General features: G+C 69.3%; 16 protein-coding genes and 1 pseudogene. 13 read left to right on the top strand and 4 right to left on the bottom strand.

Features of this window, described 5'->3' with window-relative positions; genetic code table 11:
- Positions 1-32: 32 nt before the first annotated feature.
- Positions 33-1,373 (bottom strand): MFS transporter, encoded by a 1,341-nt coding sequence (locus tag GWK61_RS07365; protein ID WP_194906365.1) that lies wholly within the window; start codon positions 1,371-1,373, stop codon positions 33-35.
- 99 nt (positions 1,374-1,472) lie between these two features.
- Between GWK61_RS07365 and cysC the strand changes: the two genes are divergently transcribed.
- The 4 genes from cysC (at position 1,473) to GWK61_RS07345 (ending at position 5,972) form a co-directional block, all read left to right on the top strand.
- A complete protein-coding gene (gene cysC / locus GWK61_RS07360; protein ID WP_194906363.1) occupies positions 1,473-2,036 on the top strand; it encodes an adenylyl-sulfate kinase in 564 nt (187 codons plus the stop codon).
- A gap of 35 nt (positions 2,037-2,071) precedes the next feature.
- A complete protein-coding gene (gene cysD, locus GWK61_RS07355) occupies positions 2,072-3,016 on the top strand; it encodes a sulfate adenylyltransferase subunit CysD (RefSeq protein ID WP_438939755.1) in 945 nt (314 codons plus the stop codon).
- Positions 3,016-4,317 carry a sulfate adenylyltransferase subunit 1 gene (locus tag GWK61_RS07350; protein ID WP_194906359.1) on the top strand — a complete coding sequence of 434 codons (1,302 nt, stop codon included), beginning with the start codon at positions 3,016-3,018 and terminating at the stop codon, positions 4,315-4,317. Before cysD ends, GWK61_RS07350 begins: the two co-directional genes overlap by 1 nt.
- A gap of 140 nt (positions 4,318-4,457) precedes the next feature.
- Entirely contained in the window at positions 4,458-5,972 is a 1,515-nt protein-coding gene (locus GWK61_RS07345) for a peptide ligase PGM1-related protein (protein ID WP_194906350.1), read from the top strand.
- A 180-nt stretch (positions 5,973-6,152) separates the two neighbouring features.
- On the opposite strand, the gene GWK61_RS07340 is transcribed toward GWK61_RS07345, so the two are convergent.
- Positions 6,153-6,533 carry an ArsR/SmtB family transcription factor gene (locus GWK61_RS07340; protein ID WP_194906348.1) on the bottom strand — a complete coding sequence of 127 codons (381 nt, stop codon included), beginning with the start codon at positions 6,531-6,533 and terminating at the stop codon, positions 6,153-6,155.
- 76 nt (positions 6,534-6,609) lie between these two features.
- Between GWK61_RS07340 and GWK61_RS07335 the strand changes: the two genes are divergently transcribed.
- From GWK61_RS07335 to GWK61_RS07315, 6 genes and pseudogenes are all read left to right on the top strand, one after another.
- The gene (locus GWK61_RS07335; protein WP_194906346.1) at positions 6,610-6,762 is read left to right on the top strand and encodes a hypothetical protein; all 153 of its coding nucleotides are present in this window, start codon (positions 6,610-6,612) and stop codon (positions 6,760-6,762) included.
- A 46-nt stretch (positions 6,763-6,808) separates the two neighbouring features.
- Complete coding sequence (locus tag GWK61_RS07330; RefSeq protein WP_194906344.1) at positions 6,809-7,051, top strand: hypothetical protein; 243 nt, start codon at positions 6,809-6,811, stop codon at positions 7,049-7,051.
- Positions 7,051-7,749: pseudogene (locus GWK61_RS60630) on the top strand (M28 family metallopeptidase); the annotation flags it as partial. The gene GWK61_RS07330 and the pseudogene GWK61_RS60630, both read left to right, overlap by 1 nt.
- A gap of 123 nt (positions 7,750-7,872) precedes the next feature.
- Positions 7,873-9,288, top strand: a complete 1,416-nt coding sequence (locus tag GWK61_RS60625) for an NAD(P)-binding domain-containing protein (RefSeq protein ID WP_369125562.1) — start codon at positions 7,873-7,875, stop codon at positions 9,286-9,288.
- A gap of 37 nt (positions 9,289-9,325) precedes the next feature.
- Positions 9,326-9,712 carry a hypothetical protein gene (locus GWK61_RS07320; protein WP_194906341.1) on the top strand — a complete coding sequence of 129 codons (387 nt, stop codon included), beginning with the start codon at positions 9,326-9,328 and terminating at the stop codon, positions 9,710-9,712.
- Positions 9,713-9,782: 70 nt separating this feature from the next.
- Complete coding sequence (locus GWK61_RS07315) at positions 9,783-11,177, top strand: FAD-dependent oxidoreductase (RefSeq protein WP_194906339.1); 1,395 nt, start codon at positions 9,783-9,785, stop codon at positions 11,175-11,177.
- Between the two features lie 72 nt (positions 11,178-11,249).
- Here GWK61_RS07315 and GWK61_RS56095 read toward each other — a convergent pair whose 3' ends face one another.
- On the bottom strand, positions 11,250-13,688 hold the full coding sequence (locus tag GWK61_RS56095) for a beta strand repeat-containing protein (protein WP_228561882.1): 2,439 nt from the start codon (positions 13,686-13,688) through the stop codon (positions 11,250-11,252).
- Positions 13,689-13,968: 280 nt separating this feature from the next.
- Between GWK61_RS56095 and GWK61_RS07305 the strand changes: the two genes are divergently transcribed.
- The 3 genes from GWK61_RS07305 to GWK61_RS07295 are packed head-to-tail and all read left to right on the top strand — an operon-like array spanning position 13,969 to position 15,231.
- Positions 13,969-14,325 carry an ArsR/SmtB family transcription factor gene (locus GWK61_RS07305; protein WP_194906337.1) on the top strand — a complete coding sequence of 119 codons (357 nt, stop codon included), beginning with the start codon at positions 13,969-13,971 and terminating at the stop codon, positions 14,323-14,325.
- Between the two features lie 58 nt (positions 14,326-14,383).
- Positions 14,384-14,776: a three-helix bundle dimerization domain-containing protein gene (locus GWK61_RS07300; RefSeq protein WP_194906335.1), complete on the top strand. Its 393-nt coding sequence runs from the start codon at positions 14,384-14,386 to the stop codon at positions 14,774-14,776.
- A complete protein-coding gene (locus GWK61_RS07295) occupies positions 14,776-15,231 on the top strand; it encodes an arsenate reductase ArsC (RefSeq protein ID WP_194906333.1) in 456 nt (151 codons plus the stop codon). The genes GWK61_RS07300 and GWK61_RS07295 overlap by 1 nt, the downstream gene beginning before the upstream one ends.
- 33 nt (positions 15,232-15,264) lie before the next feature.
- On the opposite strand, the gene GWK61_RS59335 is transcribed toward GWK61_RS07295, so the two are convergent.
- Positions 15,265-17,349, bottom strand: coding sequence for a cell wall-binding repeat-containing protein (locus tag GWK61_RS59335; protein WP_194906331.1), 2,085 nt, complete (start codon positions 17,347-17,349; stop codon positions 15,265-15,267).
- Between the last annotated feature and the right edge of the window lie 18 nt (positions 17,350-17,367).

Genomic DNA, 17,367 nt, shown 5'->3' with positions numbered 1-17,367 from the left:
AAAGGTGTATCAGGATACGGATTAGCCGTGTATCAGGATACGGATTCACTGCTCGCACCGACGGCACTGTCGAGCGCCGGAGCCAAGGGTAACGCCTGGTCGGTGCGGGCGTCCCCCGGAGACCTCAGTGCCCTGATCCGCGACCCGAGCATGGGCAGCGCCGACAAGGCCATGGCGGCGGTCCCGGCAGCCACACCGGCGCGGGCACCGAAAACCTGCCCGATCGCCCCGCCGAGTCCGCCGCCCAGCGGGATGACGCCGAATATCAGCATCCGGTAGCTCCCGATCGACCGGGCGAGCGCGCCGCGCGGGATCACCGCCTGGCGCAGCGTGGTGGACAGCACGTTGGCCGCGCCGAGCCCGACACCGGCGACCACTTCCACCGCGGCGACCGCGGCGCCGAGCGCGTTCCCGCTGAACGGCAGCGCCGCCAGGGCCAGCGGCAGCCCCGCGAACAGCAGCAGAGCGCCGGCATAGGCCCGGCCGAATCCGACGCGGCCCATGAGGCGCAGCACCCCCATGGTGCCGACGAACGCACCGGCTCCGGTCGCCGACAGGGCCAGGCCGTAGACCCCGACCGAGGTGTGCCGCACCTTCGTCAGCCAGATCACCAGGTTGACCGTCAGCATCTGCGAGCCGACGTTGTAGAGCGCGGCATGCGCTGTCAGGCCTCGTAGATAAGGGTTCGTCAACAGCTGCCGGACCCCCTCGAGCAGGCCTTTGCGGGTCTGCCCGGGCGGTGGCCGGGACTCCGACCGGCCGGCCGCGATCCCGGCCACGCTGCCGACGTAGCTCGCCGCGTTCACCACCATGGCCAGGGCCGGGCCCGCCAGCTGCACCGTCAGGCCCGCCAGGCCCGGACCGCTCACCTGGGCCGCGGTCGTCGAACCCTGCATCGCCTGGTTGGCGCCGCCCAGGTCCTGCTCGCCGACCAGGTCCGGGATGTAGGCGAAGCTCGCGACGTCGAAGACCACGCTGGCGCCGCCGACCCCGAACGCGACCCCCGCCAGCAGCGCCAGCGAGAGGTGGTGCAGCAGGTAGGCCACGGGGACGGCGGCGACCAGGACGGCGCGCGCCACGTCGGCGCCGATCATCACCGGCCGGCGCCGGCACTTCTCGATCCAGTGCCCGGCGAACAGCGGAAAGGCCACGTTGGGCAGGTAGGTGGCGGCCGCGATCGCGCCCACGGCGCCCGGCCCCGCGCCGAGCGTGAGCGCCGCAGTCAGCGGCAGAGCTACCGCGGTCACCTGGGCGCCGACCACCGAGACGGTCTGTCCGGCCCAGAACCAGCGGAAGTCCCGGTTGCGAGCCAACAGGGACCGGCGTGGCCCGGGTGCGCCACCGACCGTCGCGGGGCCCTTCGGCTTCGGCATGCCGCCATCATGGACGACGCGGCACCGCCGGCACCACTATCACAGGACTCTGAGAAAGCAAGAGGTGCCCGATTCGTTGCCGCGCGCTACTTTGCTTAGGTGCCCACACCGAGTGACGAGGATGTCAGGGTCTCCGGCGCCACTGTGTGGCTGACCGGGCTGCCCAGTTCTGGAAAGAGCACCATCGCTCAAGCGCTGGCGGAGCGGCTGGTCGACCGGGGCCACCGGACCCAGATTCTGGACGGCGACGAGATGCGTCAGCGCTTATGCGCGGACCTGGGCTTCTCCAAGGAGGACCGGCAGACCAACGTTTTGAGGATCGGGTTCGTGGCCGAGTTGCTGGCGACCCAGGGGGTCAAGGTCCTGGTCCCGGTGATCGCGCCCTACGCCATGTCCCGGGCCACGGTCCGCGAGCGTCACGCGGCCTGCGCCGCCCCGTACCTGGAGGTCCACGTCGCCGCGCCGCTCGAGGTCTGCGCCGTGCGCGACGTGAAGGGCCTGTACGCCAAACAGGCCGCCGGCCTGCTGTCCGGTCTCACCGGCGTCGACGACCCCTACGAAGTCCCGGAATCGCCGGACCTGCGGCTGCACACCCACGAGCTGACGATCGAAGGTTCGGTCGACGCCGTCTGGGCGCTGCTCGTCGAACGCGGCCTGGCGTGAAGCCGTCCCTGAGCCCCTCGGAGGACCGTTTGACCATCGAGGCAGGCGACGCGGCGCGCACCGCCGCCCGGAGCCCGGTTCCCACCGGCCGACTGCCCTACCTCGACATCCTGGAGGCGGAATCGGTCCACATCATTCGCGAGGTGGCCGGCGAGTTCGACAAGCCGGTGCTCCTGTTCTCCGGCGGCAAGGACTCCGCCGTGCTGCTCCACCTGGCGATGAAGGCGTTCCGGCCCGCGCCGGTCCCCTTCCCGCTGCTGCACGTGGACACCGGCCACAACTTCGCGGAGGTCGTCGACTTCCGCGACCGGACGGCCGCCAAGCACGAGCTGCGCCTGTTGGTGGCCTCCGTCCAGGATTACATCGACGACGGCCGGCTGGCCGAGCGTGCCGACGGCAGCCGCAACCAGTTGCAGACGCTCCCGCTGCTGACGGAGATCGAGCGCCGCCGCTTCGACGCGGTCCTGGGCGGCGCCCGCCGGGATGAAGAGCGAGCCCGCGCCAAGGAGCGGATCTTCTCCTTGCGCGACGAGTTCGGCGCCTGGGACCCGCGCCGCCAGCGGCCGGAGCTGTGGTCGCTCTACAACGGCCGCCACCGCCCGGGGGAACATGTCCGGGTCTTCCCGTTGAGCAATTGGACCGAACTCGATGTGTGGCGGTACATCGAGCGCGAGGGCATCGACCTGCCGGAGATCTACTTCGCCCACGAGCGCGAGGTGTTCCTGCGCGACGGGATGTGGCTGGCCGCCGGCGCGTGGGGCGGCCCGGCGAACGGCGAGGTGCTGACCCGCCGCCAGGTTCGCTATCGCACCGTCGGCGACATGTCCTGCACCGGAGCCGTCGACTCCGCGGCCTTCGACATCCCGGCCGTCATCGCCGAGGTCTCCGGCTCCCGCCTGTCCGAGCGCGGCGCGACGCGCGCCGACGACCGGCTGTCCGAGGCCGCCATGGAGGACCGCAAGCGCGAGGGCTACTTCTGATGGGGACGCCGACAACGCCGACAACACCGGCCGAGGCGGCCTCGCTGCTGCGTCTGGTGACCGCCGGCTCTGTGGACGACGGCAAGTCGACACTGGTCGGTCGCCTGCTGCACGACTCCCAGTCGCTGCTGACCGACCAGCTGGCGGCCGTCGTCGAGGCCTCCCAGGTCCGCGGCCTGGACACGCCCGACCTGGCCCTGTTCACCGACGGTCTGCGCGCCGAGCGCGAGCAGGGGATCACGATCGACGTCGCTTACCGGCACTTCGCGACGCCCCGCCGGCGCTTCATCCTGGCGGACACGCCGGGGCACGTTCAGTACACCCGCAACATGGTCACCGGCGCCTCGACGGCCGAGGTCGCTCTCATCCTGGTCGATGCCCGCGCCGGCCTGGGCGAGCAGACCCGCCGGCACACCGCCGTGGCCGCGCTGCTCGGAGTCCCGCACGTGGTCCTCGTGGTCAACAAGATGGATCTGGTCGGACATGCCGAGCCGGTCTTCGCGGCGATCACCGAGGAGTTCACCCGGTACGCCGCCGCTCTTGACGTGCTCCACGTGGACGCCGTCCCGGTCAGCGCGCTGCACGGGGACAACGTGGTGACGCCCTCCACCGGCATGCCGTGGTATCAGGGCCCGACGCTGTTGGAGAAGCTCGAGACCGCACCGATCGGAGCCGATCCGGCGGCGCGGCCGGCCCGGCTGCCGGTGCAGTACGTGATCCGCGCCAGGACCTCTGGCCACCGGGAGTACCGGGGCTACGCCGGGCAGCTGACCTCCGGTCGGCTCCGTGTGGGCGACCCCGTCACGATCCTGCCCGCCGGGATCACGACCACCATCGCAGCGCTCGATGTCCTGGGCGAGCCGTACGACGAGGCCCAGGCGCCGCAGTCGGTCGCCGTCCGGCTGGCGGACGACGTCGACGTCTCCCGGGGCGACATGATCGCCGCGGATCCTCTGCCGCAGATGACCCGGGACGTCGCAGCGACCGCCGTGCACCTTGCCGAGCGGCCTCTCAGTACCGGCGACAAGGTGCTGCTCAAGCACACCACCCGGACCGTGCGGGCGGTCGTCACCGACATCCCGTATTCGATCGCCGTGGACACCCTCGCGCGCGTCGAGCCCACCGACGGCGAGCGCGGGCGCCTGCGCATGAACGACATCGGGCGGGTACTGCTGCGCACGGCCGAGCCGGTGGCCATGGACGACTATCGCGACCACCGGGACACCGGCTCGTTCCTGCTGATCGATCCGGCCGGCGGGGACACGCTGACCGCGGGGCTGCACACGGAGGGGCCCGCGTAGTCGATGCGGTTTCGCCCGATCGGCCTCGCCGAGTTCCCAGAGAACCGGGTCACTGATCGCTAGGCTGAGAATGCCCGTCGAATCCTCATCAGCGATGGGCTTTCCGCCGTACGCGCTATCACCGAAGACGAAGAATGGAAATGATCGACAATTCGACCGTTGACGGCGTCGCCGACATCATGAAGGCCCGCCTCAAGGCCGTGCTCAGCGATCCAGAACGAGCACATACCGCGACCACCGTGATCGTCCCGAGCCTCACCGTGCACCCCGATGAGCTGCGCAAGTTCCCGGGCGCCATCCACTTCGAGCAGCGGCTGCTCTTCGAGCTGTCGCGCCTCACGGTGCCAGAGGCCAGGGTCGTGTACGTCACCAGCCGGCAAATCGATCCGGATATTCTCGCATATACGCTGGACGCGATCCCGGGGCTGTCTGGAATGGACCTCACCGATCGTCTGCACATGCTTGATTGCGACGACGACACGCCGCGGCCACTGACCGAAAAGGTCCTCCAGAACCCGGAATTGATCGAACGAATCCGCCAGGCTTTACCCGATCACGACGCCGCGTACCTTGTCACCTACAACAGCACATCGGCCGAACGCGACTTGGCGCACCGGCTCGGCATTCCGCTGTACTCCTGCGATCCCGACCTCCAGAAGATCGGCAACAAGAGCCGCGGACGCCAGCTGTTCCGGTCCACCGGAGTGGCCACGCCGTCCGGCTTCGAGGACCTGCACAGCGAAGAAGCTCTCGTCAGCGCACTCGCCGCCCTCAAACAGGCGGACCCGGGGCTGCGCCGCGCGGTCATCAAGCTCAACGAGAGCTTCGCCGGCGCCGGCAACGCGGTGTTCACGTTCTCCAGCAGCGAAGCGCCGGATTCCCCCGACCTCATCTCCCGGAAGCTGCGCCACGAGGTCCAACCGCCGGGCGACGACTGGAGCGGCTTCGTCCAGAAGCTGACCGTGATGGGCGGAATCGTCGAGGAATACCTCAGCACCGAAGGACTCCAGTCCCCGTCGGCACAGCTGCTCATCCATCCCACCGGCACCGTCCACGTGATCTCCACCCACGATCAGATCCTCGGCGGCGCAGACGACCAGACCTTCGTCGGCTGCTCCTTCCCCGCGCACGAGAGCTACCGCCAGCGCGTACAGGAAGCGGCACTGACCATCGGCCGCGAGCTTGCCGACCACGGCGTCATCGGCCATCTGAGCATCGACTTCCTAGCCGACACCCTCAACCCGGACGCAGCCGTGACCGCGCTGGAGATCAACCTCCGCAGAGGCGGCGCGACCGCCCCGTTCCACTTCATAAACACAGTGGTGGCAGGCGTACACGACGACGTCTCAGGCGCCTACCAAGGCCGCGACGGCCTCCCCCGCGCCTACGTGGCCAGCGACCGCATCCACGTCCCAGACCTCGTGGGCACCACGGTCAAGGAACTAGTCAGCGCCACCATCAACGCCGGCCTCCACTACGACCCCGACACCCAGACCGGCACCCTCCTGTTCGCCCTCGGCGCCCTCGCCGAATTCGGCAAGTATGGCCTCGTCGCCATCGGCCGCTCCCCGCAGGAGGCCCGCGACTTCTACGACCGCACACTGGCCACCGTGCAGGAGTGCGCGCTGGGCAACTTGGTGGTGCGCTCCTCGTAGCGCTCTTAGTCCGCGGATTCGGGGTTCACGTCCCTGGCGGCGCACCCGTATCTAGCTGGTGGAACCAGTCCATCTGGTTCCACCGGCTCTATTTTGTGGGTCGACGGTGAGCACGATCTAGCAGACCGCCACGCTCTGCCCATGACCATCAGGACAACCCGACTGCGTAGTAACCACAGGTCAGGCACCTACGACGGCAGTTTCGGCGGCGTTGAGCAATCCGGCCAGGGCGGACATCTTCTCGCGGACGGCGGTGTAGTAGACCCAGGTTCCGCGGCGTTCGCCTTCGATGAGGCCGGCTTCGCGGAGGACTTTGAGGTGGTGGCTGATGGTGGGGCCGGAGACGTCGAAGCCGACGTTCAGGTCGCACACGCAGGTCTCGCCTTCGGGGGCGGAGGCGATCTGGGACAGCAGTTGCAGGCGGATCGGGTCGCCGAGGGCCTTGAACGCGGGCGCCAGGGCGATCGCGTCGGCGGTGGAGATGGAGTGCTCGGCAAGGGGCTCGCAGCACGGGGCGGAGGTCTCGGCCTCCAGCAGCGGCAGCTCCTTCTGTTTCGACATGCTTCTAGATTGACAGACTTCGAAACAGGGGGCAAGCTGAGGCTGCTTCGAAAAACTTCGAGATAAGGGGAACGCCATGTTCCGTCGTTCTGGCAGCATCGGTAAGCAGGCCCGTGACCTGGGCGTGAAGTTCTGCGATGGCTCCGGCATCTCTACCAGCGTCGAGCGCTCTGCTCGCCGGCTGGAGGCCGCACGTACCGCGGCCGTGCTGAGTCTGCCGCGCATCTGAGCCGCCGATCATCCATCGCACCACGACCTGTGTGAGGAGCAAGGTCATGAGCGAGCAGACCGCATCAAGCGCTGTCGGCGGGTTCCAAGGCGATCTGGCCGAGGCCTTCAATCCGGCGGCCGGCACCGGCTGTTGCGGCAGCCCGGCTGCGAACACCGGGACCGGCGCGCCGGCCGCGACTGGCGGACCGTGTTGCGGCACTGCGGCTGAGGCGAAGGCCGAGGACGCCTGCTGCGGCACTGCCGCCAAGACCGAGGCTGTGTCCACCGGCGCCTGCGGCTGCAGCTGATGAGTGCCCTGATCGTGCCGGAGCCGTCTGCCGAGCGTATGAAGGCCACCGTCGCGACGTTGGCGGCGCGCGAGCTGGCCGGGCGACGCGTCGCGTCATCCGGCGGGGCCGCTGCTCGCGCATGGCTTTCGGCCGAGCTGACCGCACTCGACGCGGTCACTGAGGTCGACGCCTTCGAGACACCGGTCGGCGGCGCCGCCAACCTGTACGCCGCCATCGTCCCTGCGGCGTCCGGCGAGCCGGAGATCTGGCTGACCGCGCACTACGACGGTGTCGGCGACCTCGACGGAGTCCACCGTCCCGGCGCCTCGGACAACGCCTCCGGCGTCGCGGTGGTCCTGGAAGCCGCGCGGCTGCTGAATAACCGCCTTCCACAAGGCATCGGGCTGTCGATCGCGCTGCTCGACGGCGAGGAGATCGGCACGCTCGGCTCGGCCCACCACGCCGCCCGGCTGGTCGCCGAGGGTCGCGGCCTCCTGATCATCAACATCGACGGCGCCGGCGAGCTACACGAGTCGGTCGCTGTGGAGGCCAGCGGGGCCGCCATGCCGATCCTTACAGCACTCGACGCGGCCGGGAGGGCAACCGGTGTCCCGCTGGCCGCTGGACAGGTCGCCTCGGACAACCGCCAGTACGCCGCTGCTGGCCTGGCTGTTGTCGGCCTCGGCGCCGGGATGCCCGGATACCACTCGAAAGACGACACGGCGGAGCGGGTCCAGCCCGAAACTCTGACGGCGATGGCCGGACTGGTCGTCCGAACCGTGGTCGAACTCGCATCACAGAACACGCACATCAGTGTCGATAGGGACGGAGTCGGAACGTTGAATCAGGCCCAGGAGGAACTGCCGGTCGTGGTGATCGGCGCGGGACCGGTGGGTCTGGCCGCCGCCGCGCACCTGGCTGAGCGAGGCATCCCCTTCCAGGTGCTGGAGGCCGGAGACGCGGTCGGCGCGGCGATCCGCCAGTGGGGCCACGTCCGGCTGTTCAGCCCGTGGCGCTACGACATCGACGCCGCCGCCCGGGCGCTGCTGGAGCCGACCGGCTGGACCGCACCGGATGAGGACGCCTCGCCAACCGGCGCGGAGCTGGTCGAGCAGTACCTGGCGCCGCTGGCGGCGACGCCGCAGATCGCCGGGCACATCCGTCTGCGGCATCGGGTGAGCGCGATCAGCCGGGTCGGGGTGGACCGGGTCCGCTCGCGCAGCCGCGAGCTCGCACCGTTCCTGGTCCGGGTCGAGACCGAAGGCGTCACCACCGACCTGCACGCCCGCGCGGTCATCGACGCTTCAGGCACCTGGTACACGCCGAACGTCCTGGGCGCCTCCGGCCTGCCCGCTCACGGCGAGGCCGAGGCGGCAGCGTTCATCGACCACGCACTTCCGGACGTCCTCGGCCCGGCCCGCGCGGCCTATGCCGACAAGCACACGCTGGTGGTCGGCGCCGGGCACTCGGCGGCGAACACGTTGCTGGTGCTGGCAGACCTCGCCGAGCAGGAGCCCGGGACCCGCATCTCCTGGGCGATCCGGACCGGTTCGGCGGCCCGCAGCTATGGAGGAGGAGAAGCCGATGCCCTCCCGGCGCGCGGCGCCCTCGGGACCCGGGTGAAGAAGCTGGTCGAGCAGGGCGGGATCGAGCTGATCAACCAGTTCTCGGCTCAGGCGATAAGGGTTCTGAGCAACGGCAGCGTCGAGGTGGAGAGTGTCGATGCCCGGGGCGTGAAGAAGGTCGTGACCGTGGACCGGATCGTGGCCGCGACCGGGTTCCGGCCAGACCACTCCATCACCAGCGAGCTGCGCCTGGACCTGGACCCGATCCTGGGCTCGACCCGCGCACTGGCCCCGCTGATCGACCCGAACGAGCACTCGTGCGGCACCGTGCCCCCGCACGGCGTGGACGAGCTGGCCCACCCGGAGCCGCACTTCTACGCCGTCGGCATGAAGTCCTATGGCCGGGCTCCGACGTTCCTTCTGGCCACCGGCTACGAGCAGGCCCGCTCCGTCGTCGCCGCCCTGGCAGGAGACTGGGACGCCGCCCACGACCTCCGCCTGGAACTGCCGGAGACCGGGGTCTGCAACACCACCCTGCCTGGCGACGAGGGCGAAGCCGGCGGCTGCGGCAGCTCCTGCGGGACGCTGGAGCCGGTAAGCGTCGGGCTGGCGACCGGGATTTCGGGCGGGCTGCTGGCCCGACCGCTGGCGATCGTCGAGGCAGACGGCGGGTCCAGCTGCTGTAGCTGATACCGAAACAGCGACCAGGCAGCAGGGGCGATCGCCGGTGCAGCACCAACTGACCGCCGCCGAGACAGCGATCGCCACCGACGGCGCCGACGACGCCTACGGCTGGCGCGCAGCGCTCGCCGTACTCGCGATCGTGCACGGAGCACTGACCAACCCGCTGCACTTCCTGCTCCCCGCGCCGAGTCACCGCCCCGTGGCGCAGGCGACGTCGGTCACGGTGTTCGCTGTCCTGCTGGTGTCGGTGCTGCACGCGCTGGGCCGTTCGGCGGGATTCTCCGCGACGGTCGACGGCGGTGATCGCCGCGTGCTGCGTGCTGGGCGCCGTCGGGCCGTTCGCGTCAGATCGGTTGTCGACGAGGGCTCGCATCCACAGCGAAACAGGCTGAGGCATTCTGAACCTGCTGGAAACGCGCCGGACAGTTAAGGCCGAGACACTTCACTTAGAACGGTACAACTCACTTAGATCAGCACATCGACATCTCCCGGGAGTCCTGATGTCCGCTAAGCATGTGGTCGCGATCGGTGGCAGTGATGCCGGTATCAGTGCGGCGCTGCGAGCCCGCGAACTTGATCCCAGCACCGACGTGACGGTGCTCCTCGCCGACGGCTATCCGAACTTCTCCATCTGCGGCATCCCGTACTTCATCTCCGGCGAGGTGCCGGACTGGGGCGATCTGGCGCACCGCACCCTGGCCGATCTGGAGGCGTCCGGGATGCACGTCGTGCCGTGGTCCACCGCGGTCTCGATCGACGCCGAGCAGCGCCGCGTCGGCGTGTGCGGCCGCGACGGCCGGCTCTCGGAGGTGGCCTACGACGAGCTGATCGTCGCCACCGGAGCCGACAGTGTGCGTCCGCCGATCGCCGGGCTCCGTGAGCTGGGGCCGGATCGGGGCGTGTTCCTCCTGCACTCGATCGGCGACGCGCGTGCGTTGCTGGACGACCTGTCGGCGCGGCAGCCGGGCAGTGCCGTGATCGTCGGTGGCGGGTACATCGGGCTGGAGATGGCCGAGGCGCTGATGACCCGCGGAGTGCAGGTGACGCAGATCGAGGCGCTGCCCCAAGTGCTGCCCACGGTCGACGCCGACCTCGGAGCGCTAATCCGCGCCGAACTCGCCGTCCACGGCGTGGAGGTTCTGACCGGGACCACCGTCGCCGAGGTCACGACCGACGCGGCGGGGCTGACGGTACGTGCGAAGGGACCGGACGGCCAGGCTCTGGTCCGCACGGCCGACGTGGTCCTCGTCGTAGTCGGTGTGCGGCCGAACACGGCCCTGGCTGAAGGCGCCGGGGTCCGTCTTGGCGCACGCGACGCGATCGCGGTGGACCGGCAGATGCGCACCAGCATCCCGCACGTGTTCGCCGCCGGGGACTGCGCGACCACCTATCACCGGCTGCTCGGCGAGACGTGGCTGCCGCTGGGTACCACGGCTCACAAGCAGGGCCGGATCGCCGGGGAGAACGCCCTGGGCGGCAGCCGCGAATTCGCCGGGAGCCTGGGCACCCAGGTGGTGAAGGTGTTCGACCTGGTCGCCGCCCGCACTGGCCTGCGCAACGCCGATGCCGCAGCTGCGGGACGCGGGTGGAGCCCGGTCGACTCCCTGAGCGTCCAGGACGATCACAAACGCTACTACCCAGGCGCCTCCCCGATCACGATCAAGGTCACCGGGGATCGCGACAGCGGCCTGCTTCTGGGCGCGCAGCTGATCGGGCATGTCGGCGCCGAGATCTCCAAGCGCGCGGACATCTACGCCACAGCCCTGTTCCACGGCATGCGGATCGAGGAGATCAGCGACCTGGACTTGTCCTACGCCCCTCCGCTGGCCGCGCCCTGGGACGCGGTGCAGGCGGCGGCACAGGTCTGGGACCGCGAGCACCAGCCGCTTGCATAAGCAGCCGCACACGCGCCGGCCCCGACACTCCTTCCAGAGTGTCGGGGCCGGCGCGTTCCTTGGAGTGCTGGATCAGGAAGTCGTCAGCGCGGTGTCGTCGAGGACGAAGTTGGTGGTGCCGCCGCTGGTGTCGGTTTCGGTGCCGGTGAACTTCAGCGTGACCGTCTGCCCGGCATACGCGGACAGGTCGGCGGTGCGCTGGGTGTAACCGGTGCTGTTGTCCAGGTTGGAGAACGACCCGACGGTACCCAGCACCGTGCCGGCCGAGTTCAACACCTGCACGGTGAATGTGTCGGGTTTGGCGGTAGTGGTGTTCTCTGTGGAGTCGACGTTCAGCCAGTAACTCAGGGACGCCGTGCACCCGGCCGGTATGCTCACCGACTGGCTGGCGGAGTCAGTGTCCTTGGACCCGTTGCCGTTGAAGTCCGCGATCCACGACCCGGAGTGTGCGGGCTCAGCACTCGTGGCCTTGGTGATCGGGGTGAAACCCAGCGACGAGGTCTGAGTCCAGGACGTGGCCCCCGACTCGAAACCGGGGTTCGCCAGCAACTGCGACGAAGTGCAACCGCCGCTGGGCGCGGTCACCGTCAGCGTGAACGTGGCGGTGTGCGAGCCCGAAGCGGCCGCGCCGGTCACGGTCACCGTGTAGGTCCCGGCCGGGGTGGTCGAGGCCGTCGCGACGGTCAGGGCACTGGTACCGCCCGCGGTGACCGACGCCGGGTTGAAACTCGCCGTGGCACCGGCGGGCAGGCCGGACGCCGACAGGGCCACCGACTGCGCCGACCCGGATGTCACCGCGGTCGTCACCGTCGACGTCGCCGATCCGCCGGCCGTGACCGAAACCGAAGCCGGGGCATCGGTGACGGAGAAGTCGTTCGTCGGCGGTGGCGAGGTGCTGCCGGAGACGTTCAGTGCGGTGTCGTCGATGACGAAGTTGGTGGTGCCGCCGCTGGTGTCGGTTTCTGCGCCGGTGAACTTCAGCGTGACCGTCTGCCCGGCATACGCGGACAAGTCGGCGGTGAGCTGGGTGTAGCCGGTGCCGCTGTCCAGGTTCGAGAACGACCCGACGGTACCCAGCACCGTGCCGGCCGAGTTCAACACCTGCACATTGAATGTGTCGGGTTTGGCGGTAGTGGTGTTCTCTGTGGAGTCGACGTGCAGCCAGTAACTCAGGGACGCCGTGCACCCAGCCGGTATGCTCACCGACTGCGCGACCGTATCAGTGTCCTTGGACCCGTTGCCGTTGAAGTCCGCGATCCACGACCCGGAGTGTGCGGACTCAGCGCTCGTGGCCTTGGTGATCGGAGTGAACCCCAACGTCGAGCTCTGGGTCCAGGACGTAGCCCCCGACTCGAAACCAGGGTTCGCCAGCAACTGGGCCGAAGTGCAACTGCCGCTACCGGCCGAGGTGACGGTGAGTGTGTACGAGGCCGTGTGTGAACCAGTGGACGCCGTTCCGGTCACGGTGATCGGATACGTACCCGCCGGGGTCGCCGCCGAGGTGGCGACGGTCAGCGTCGAGGACGCCCCGGAGTTCACACTGGCCGGGCTGAACGAGGCCGTGGCCCCGCTCGGCAGGCCGGACGCGGACAGCGCCACCGACTCGGCGGACCCGGCCGTCACGGAGGTGCCGACCGACACCGACGCCGAGGAACCGGCCGTCACCGACCCCGAGGTCGGAGACACCGCCACCGAGAAGTCGTTCGCCGGCGGCGGAGGGTTGCCCGACATGCTCGAGCCGAGGGTGTTCAGGGCGTTCTGGACCATGCCCTGGGCATTGGCGCTGAGGTTGGCGTTGGTGCCGTTGACGACCCAGGACGGGCCGGAGAGGATCGCGACGGTCACGCCGTTGTCCACGCCGCCGGTGGTGCCGCTACTGGGGATGCCCAGCAGCGAGGCCGCCTTCACCGACGCCTCGCCCAGTTCGCGGGAGTCGTTGGACGAGGTCGTCTGGCTGTTCCCGGTCTGGGTGTCGCCGAAGATCGCGCCGATGACGTTGCCGTTGTAGAAGACCAGCGCGAACTGCCGGCCTGAGATGCCGTGTTCCTTGTAGAAGAAGTGCGGGCAGGGGCTCGTCTTGTCCCAGCAGTCGTCGCCCAGCACGAAGAACGGCACGTGGTGCGCTCCCAGCTGCGCGCCGTTGCTGTCCTGGAAGGTGGTCTGGCCCTGGTGGTCCGGATCCGGATCGGGGTCGCTGCCGTCGTCGTCGATGGCCATGCTGGAGGTGTAGACGTAGACGCCGGCCGTGGGCTGGTACACGTTCACGTTCATGGCCCGCGTCATGGTGTTGATGTGGGGCTTGGTGTTGACCTGGGTCGCGGCGCTCGAGTGCTGCTGGATGTCGGCCAGCACCTGGGCGGCCGTGTACGTGGTGTCGGTCGGCACGGCAGCGGCCCGCGCGGCGGCGGCACTGTGCGTGCCGGCCGCGCGGGCGCTCGCGGTGGCCGCCGGGGTGGCGAGCGCGAGGGCTGCGACGAGTGCCACAGCGAGGCGGGTACGGATCGATGACATGGTGGTGTGGGCCTCCTTCAAGCGATTCGTAAGGGTGTTTTACCAATGAAGCACGCGGGTCGCCGCCCCGCAATGATTCTCGTCAAGAAAGTTAACGAGAGTTGCGGCTGATTCATCACCCTTATATGGACGACACGTCCGAACCGGCATGAAGCGGACGGTGCGCTGCTGCACGAGGCGGCCCGGCAGCGTCGGGCCGAGGGGTGGGGCGGCCAGAAGTTCAACTGGCGTCCGCCTAGGCCGTTTGCCTCGGAAGATCTATTCCTGTCAACATAGACGTATGTCGATGAAGGAGCTCCCGGTGATCCCAGCGGAGGACCACGCCTCGCTGATCAGCGAGCCGCTGAGCGAGATCGAGTCGGCGGGTCTGGCGCACGTGTTCAAGGCGCTGGCCGACCCGGTGCGGCTGCGGCTGTTCTCGCTGATCGCCTCACATGCCGGCGGCGAAGCGTGCGTCTGCGATCTCACGCCCTACTTCGACGTGTCCCAGCCGACGATCAGCCACCACCTGAAGGTGCTGCGCGAAGCCGGGCTCGTGGACTCCGAACGCCGCGCCACCTGGGTCTACTACAGCGTCAGACCCGCGGCTCTGGCCCAGCTGTCGGCGCTGCTGACCCCGGCGGCGGCGGCCGGATGACTCGGCCGCTGGCCCGCCGCGCCCTGGCCGAGGCCGAGCAGATTCCGGCGGCCGTCACATGAACCCCGACGACCTGGACAAGACCGAACAGGAGCTGACAGAGATCGCAAGGCGGCTCGCGGAACGCTTCACCGGCACTTTCACCCACGCCACCGTCGAGCGCTACGTCTTCGAGTCCTACAAGGCCCTCGCGGCCAGCGCCCGGCTCGCCGCGTTCCTGCCAGCCCTGACCGAACGCTTCGCCGACGATCGACTCGTGGCCCTGGCTTACGTGCAGAAGCCCCCGGCGCGCCCGCGCTACCTGGACTGGACCGTCCCGGACCCCGAAGGCAAGGACATGGTCGAGGTCCGCCGCATTCGCGACGAACTCGACCTGCTCGTCACCGACCTCGTCAACTACCTGCCGGAAGCCGCGGATGGCGAACCGGACGACCAGAAAGGCACCCCCTGATGTCCGACACCAAGCCGTCCGTGCTGTTCGTCTGCATCCACAACGCCAGCCGCTCCCAGATGGCCGCCGGATTCCTCACCCACCTGGCTGGCGACCGCGTCACGGTCCGCTCCGCCGGCTCCGCCCCGGCAGACACCGTGAACCCCGCAGTGCTGGAAGCCATGAACGAAGTCGGCATCGACCTGTCCGCCGAGACCCCGAAGATCCTCACCGACGAAGCCGCCCTGGCCTCGGACTACATCATCACAATGGGCTGCGGCGACACCTGCCCCGTCTACCCCGGCAAGAAGTACCTCGACTGGGTCCTCACCGACCCCGCGGGCCAGGGCGTCGAAGCCGTACGCCCCATCCGCGACGAGATCGAAGGCCTCATCAAGGGCCTGATCAATGAGATCGACACCAAGAACGCGCCCCTGCTTCCACCCCTGACCATCGAGGCCACCACCGACCTGTAGTCGGTGAGATGTGTCCCTACACCCGATCTCGCGTCAACGCGCCCCGGTCACCGGAGGCGTGGACCGGTTCGTGAACGTGTAGAAGCGGTCGCGTCCAAGACCGCTTTCCCCGGTGTTCACCTCCACTTCAGTGGCCACCGCGTTCTCTCCGCCGAAGACGGTGATCCCGCTCAGGTGCGGGGCCAGCGCCCGCAGATAGTCCAGCTGGGGCTGCGGCAGGTACTGCGACGCCTTCGTCGTCAGCAGCAGCGGGCCGTGCAGCCGGCCGATCAGTGCCCCGCCGGACAGTGCGTCCGGCCAGGCGTCGCCGGTGGCCAGACCGACGTAGGGCACGGGGCCGTGCGCAGTGAACAGGGCGCTGCCGGCCACCGCCGCCGCCGTGCTGTACCGGTCGGAACCCTTGAGCGGCGTGGTCAGCCCGGCCCACTGCGGGAAGGCCGATGCCAGCGCCTTCACCCCCTGTCCGCCGACACCGTAGACGGCGGCGGAGTGCGGGTCGGTCCCGGCCAGGAAGCGCTTGCCCGCGGCGGGCAGCGTGCCGTCGTCGGACAGCAGCACGACGCCGCCGGCCGGATCCTGCGCCGCGGCTGCGCCGGCCGCGAGCGCGTCCGGGAAGTTGCGGCCGGTGGCCACCATGACGGTGTGCGGGTGCGGGCTGATCGCGGCGGCTACGGCGGCGGAGGTCTCGAAGCGGTCGTTGCCCTTGAGTCGGACTGGCGTCAGGCCGAGGCCACGGATCTGCTGCTCGACGGCGGGACTCAGGGCACTGAAACCACCCAGCACGTAGACCGTCGACCCCGGCGCAAGAATCCGTCGCAGCTCGGCGCCGACCCGAGGGTCGAGCTGACCGGTGGCGGTCAGCAGCAGCGGGCCGTTCTTCTGCGCGGCCAGGGCGCTGCCGCCGAGGGCGTCGGCGAACTGGTCACTGCGACTGAGCACCGCCACCTTCGCCTGGGTACCCCCGGCGCCGGCCGAGGAATATGACCACTGCGACACCGCGATCGACGTCGCGACCCGATCCGTACCGCCGATGCGGTCCAGCGCGCGGGGCGGGGTCAGGGGGCCGTTGTGCCAGTCGCCCAAGAGCACACCGTGGGGATCGGAGACCACCGTCGTGGCCTTGCCGCCGGGCGTTGCCGAGCGGGTGTACAGGGTCCTGTTCGCAACGTACGCAACAGAGGTGCCGTCCGGAGACCAGCAGAACATGTTCGTGTCCACGCTCTCCGTCGCCGGGTCGGTGAGCGGCGTACGGGCGCCAGTGCTCGCGTTGACCTCCAGGAGCGAGAAACCACTCGTCGGTGCCGGAGAGAAGTCGGATATGAGAAGCGTAGAGCCGTCCGGAGAGAACGAGGCGTGGATACCGGAGGTGAGCTGCCGGAAGGTCGAGGCTCCGGGGTCGAGGATGAAGATGTGATTGGTCTGGTAGTCGGAGAAGGCGAACGCTCCGGACGGCGACACGGAGTCCAACCGGTACGTGGCCGGGATGGAGACTTTGAGAGCCACCGGCGTGGCCACCGTCGCGGCGGCATCGATCGCGACGATCGAGGCACCCGACTGGAAGTACACGGACTTGCTGTCCGCGCTCCAGACCGGCTTGCCTCCCACGTTGGCCTTCAGGTCCCGGGCCCGGTAGGACACATCGCCCCGCACACAGTCCCCGCCCGCGAGCACCGTCGGATTCGTGCCATCGGCGTCGGCAAGCTCGGCGCAGGCATTCCAGTAGTTGGGGAAAACCACACGGGTGCCGTCGGGAGAGTATGCAAAAGTACCGATGAACGGTCCGACGCCGTAGTCCGTCATCCCGCTCTGGTTCGGCACGCCGGCACCGATGCCGTCGAAGGCTCTCGGATCGCCGGCCGGCACCTCGGCCTGGCCGGATCCATCCGGATTCACCGTCTTCCAAATGTCAGGGCCGTTCGACCCATTGGGCTGGACGCTGTACGCGATCGGGCCGTTGGTCCGGACGCCGGGAGCCGGGGCAGGGGCCGGGGCCGGGGCAGACGACGCGTGCGCCGCCGTGGGCACGGCGACCAATCCGGACGACAACGCGGTCAGCGCCAGTCCGGTCAGGCCGATGGCACCGCGACGCGAGTTCGGGATCTGGGATGCGGGAGTCACGCGCGCGAGCTTAGGGCA

Source organism: Catenulispora rubra (genome assembly GCF_015356825.1).
GTDB classification, from domain to species: Bacteria; Actinomycetota; Actinomycetes; order Streptomycetales; family Catenulisporaceae; genus Catenulispora; species Catenulispora rubra.
This window is presented reverse-complemented; position numbering and strand designations above follow the sequence as displayed.

Coding starts and splice junctions, on each gene's coding strand:
- GWK61_RS56095 (WP_228561882.1), bottom strand. CDS start 13,688: ATGTCATCGATCCGTACCCGCCTCGCTGTGGCACTCGTCGCAGCCCTC.
- GWK61_RS07365 (WP_194906365.1), bottom strand. CDS start 1,373: ATGCCGAAGCCGAAGGGCCCCGCGACGGTCGGTGGCGCACCCGGGCCA.
- GWK61_RS07330 (WP_194906344.1), top strand. CDS start 6,809: ATGAGCGAGCAGACCGCATCAAGCGCTGTCGGCGGGTTCCAAGGCGAT.
- GWK61_RS07315 (WP_194906339.1), top strand. CDS start 9,783: ATGTCCGCTAAGCATGTGGTCGCGATCGGTGGCAGTGATGCCGGTATC.
- GWK61_RS07335 (WP_194906346.1), top strand. CDS start 6,610: ATGTTCCGTCGTTCTGGCAGCATCGGTAAGCAGGCCCGTGACCTGGGC.
- GWK61_RS07295 (WP_194906333.1), top strand. CDS start 14,776: ATGTCCGACACCAAGCCGTCCGTGCTGTTCGTCTGCATCCACAACGCC.
- GWK61_RS07350 (WP_194906359.1), top strand. CDS start 3,016: ATGGGGACGCCGACAACGCCGACAACACCGGCCGAGGCGGCCTCGCTG.
- GWK61_RS07305 (WP_194906337.1), top strand. CDS start 13,969: ATGTCGATGAAGGAGCTCCCGGTGATCCCAGCGGAGGACCACGCCTCG.
- GWK61_RS07345 (WP_194906350.1), top strand. CDS start 4,458: ATGATCGACAATTCGACCGTTGACGGCGTCGCCGACATCATGAAGGCC.
- GWK61_RS07340 (WP_194906348.1), bottom strand. CDS start 6,533: ATGTCGAAACAGAAGGAGCTGCCGCTGCTGGAGGCCGAGACCTCCGCC.
- GWK61_RS07300 (WP_194906335.1), top strand. CDS start 14,384: ATGAACCCCGACGACCTGGACAAGACCGAACAGGAGCTGACAGAGATC.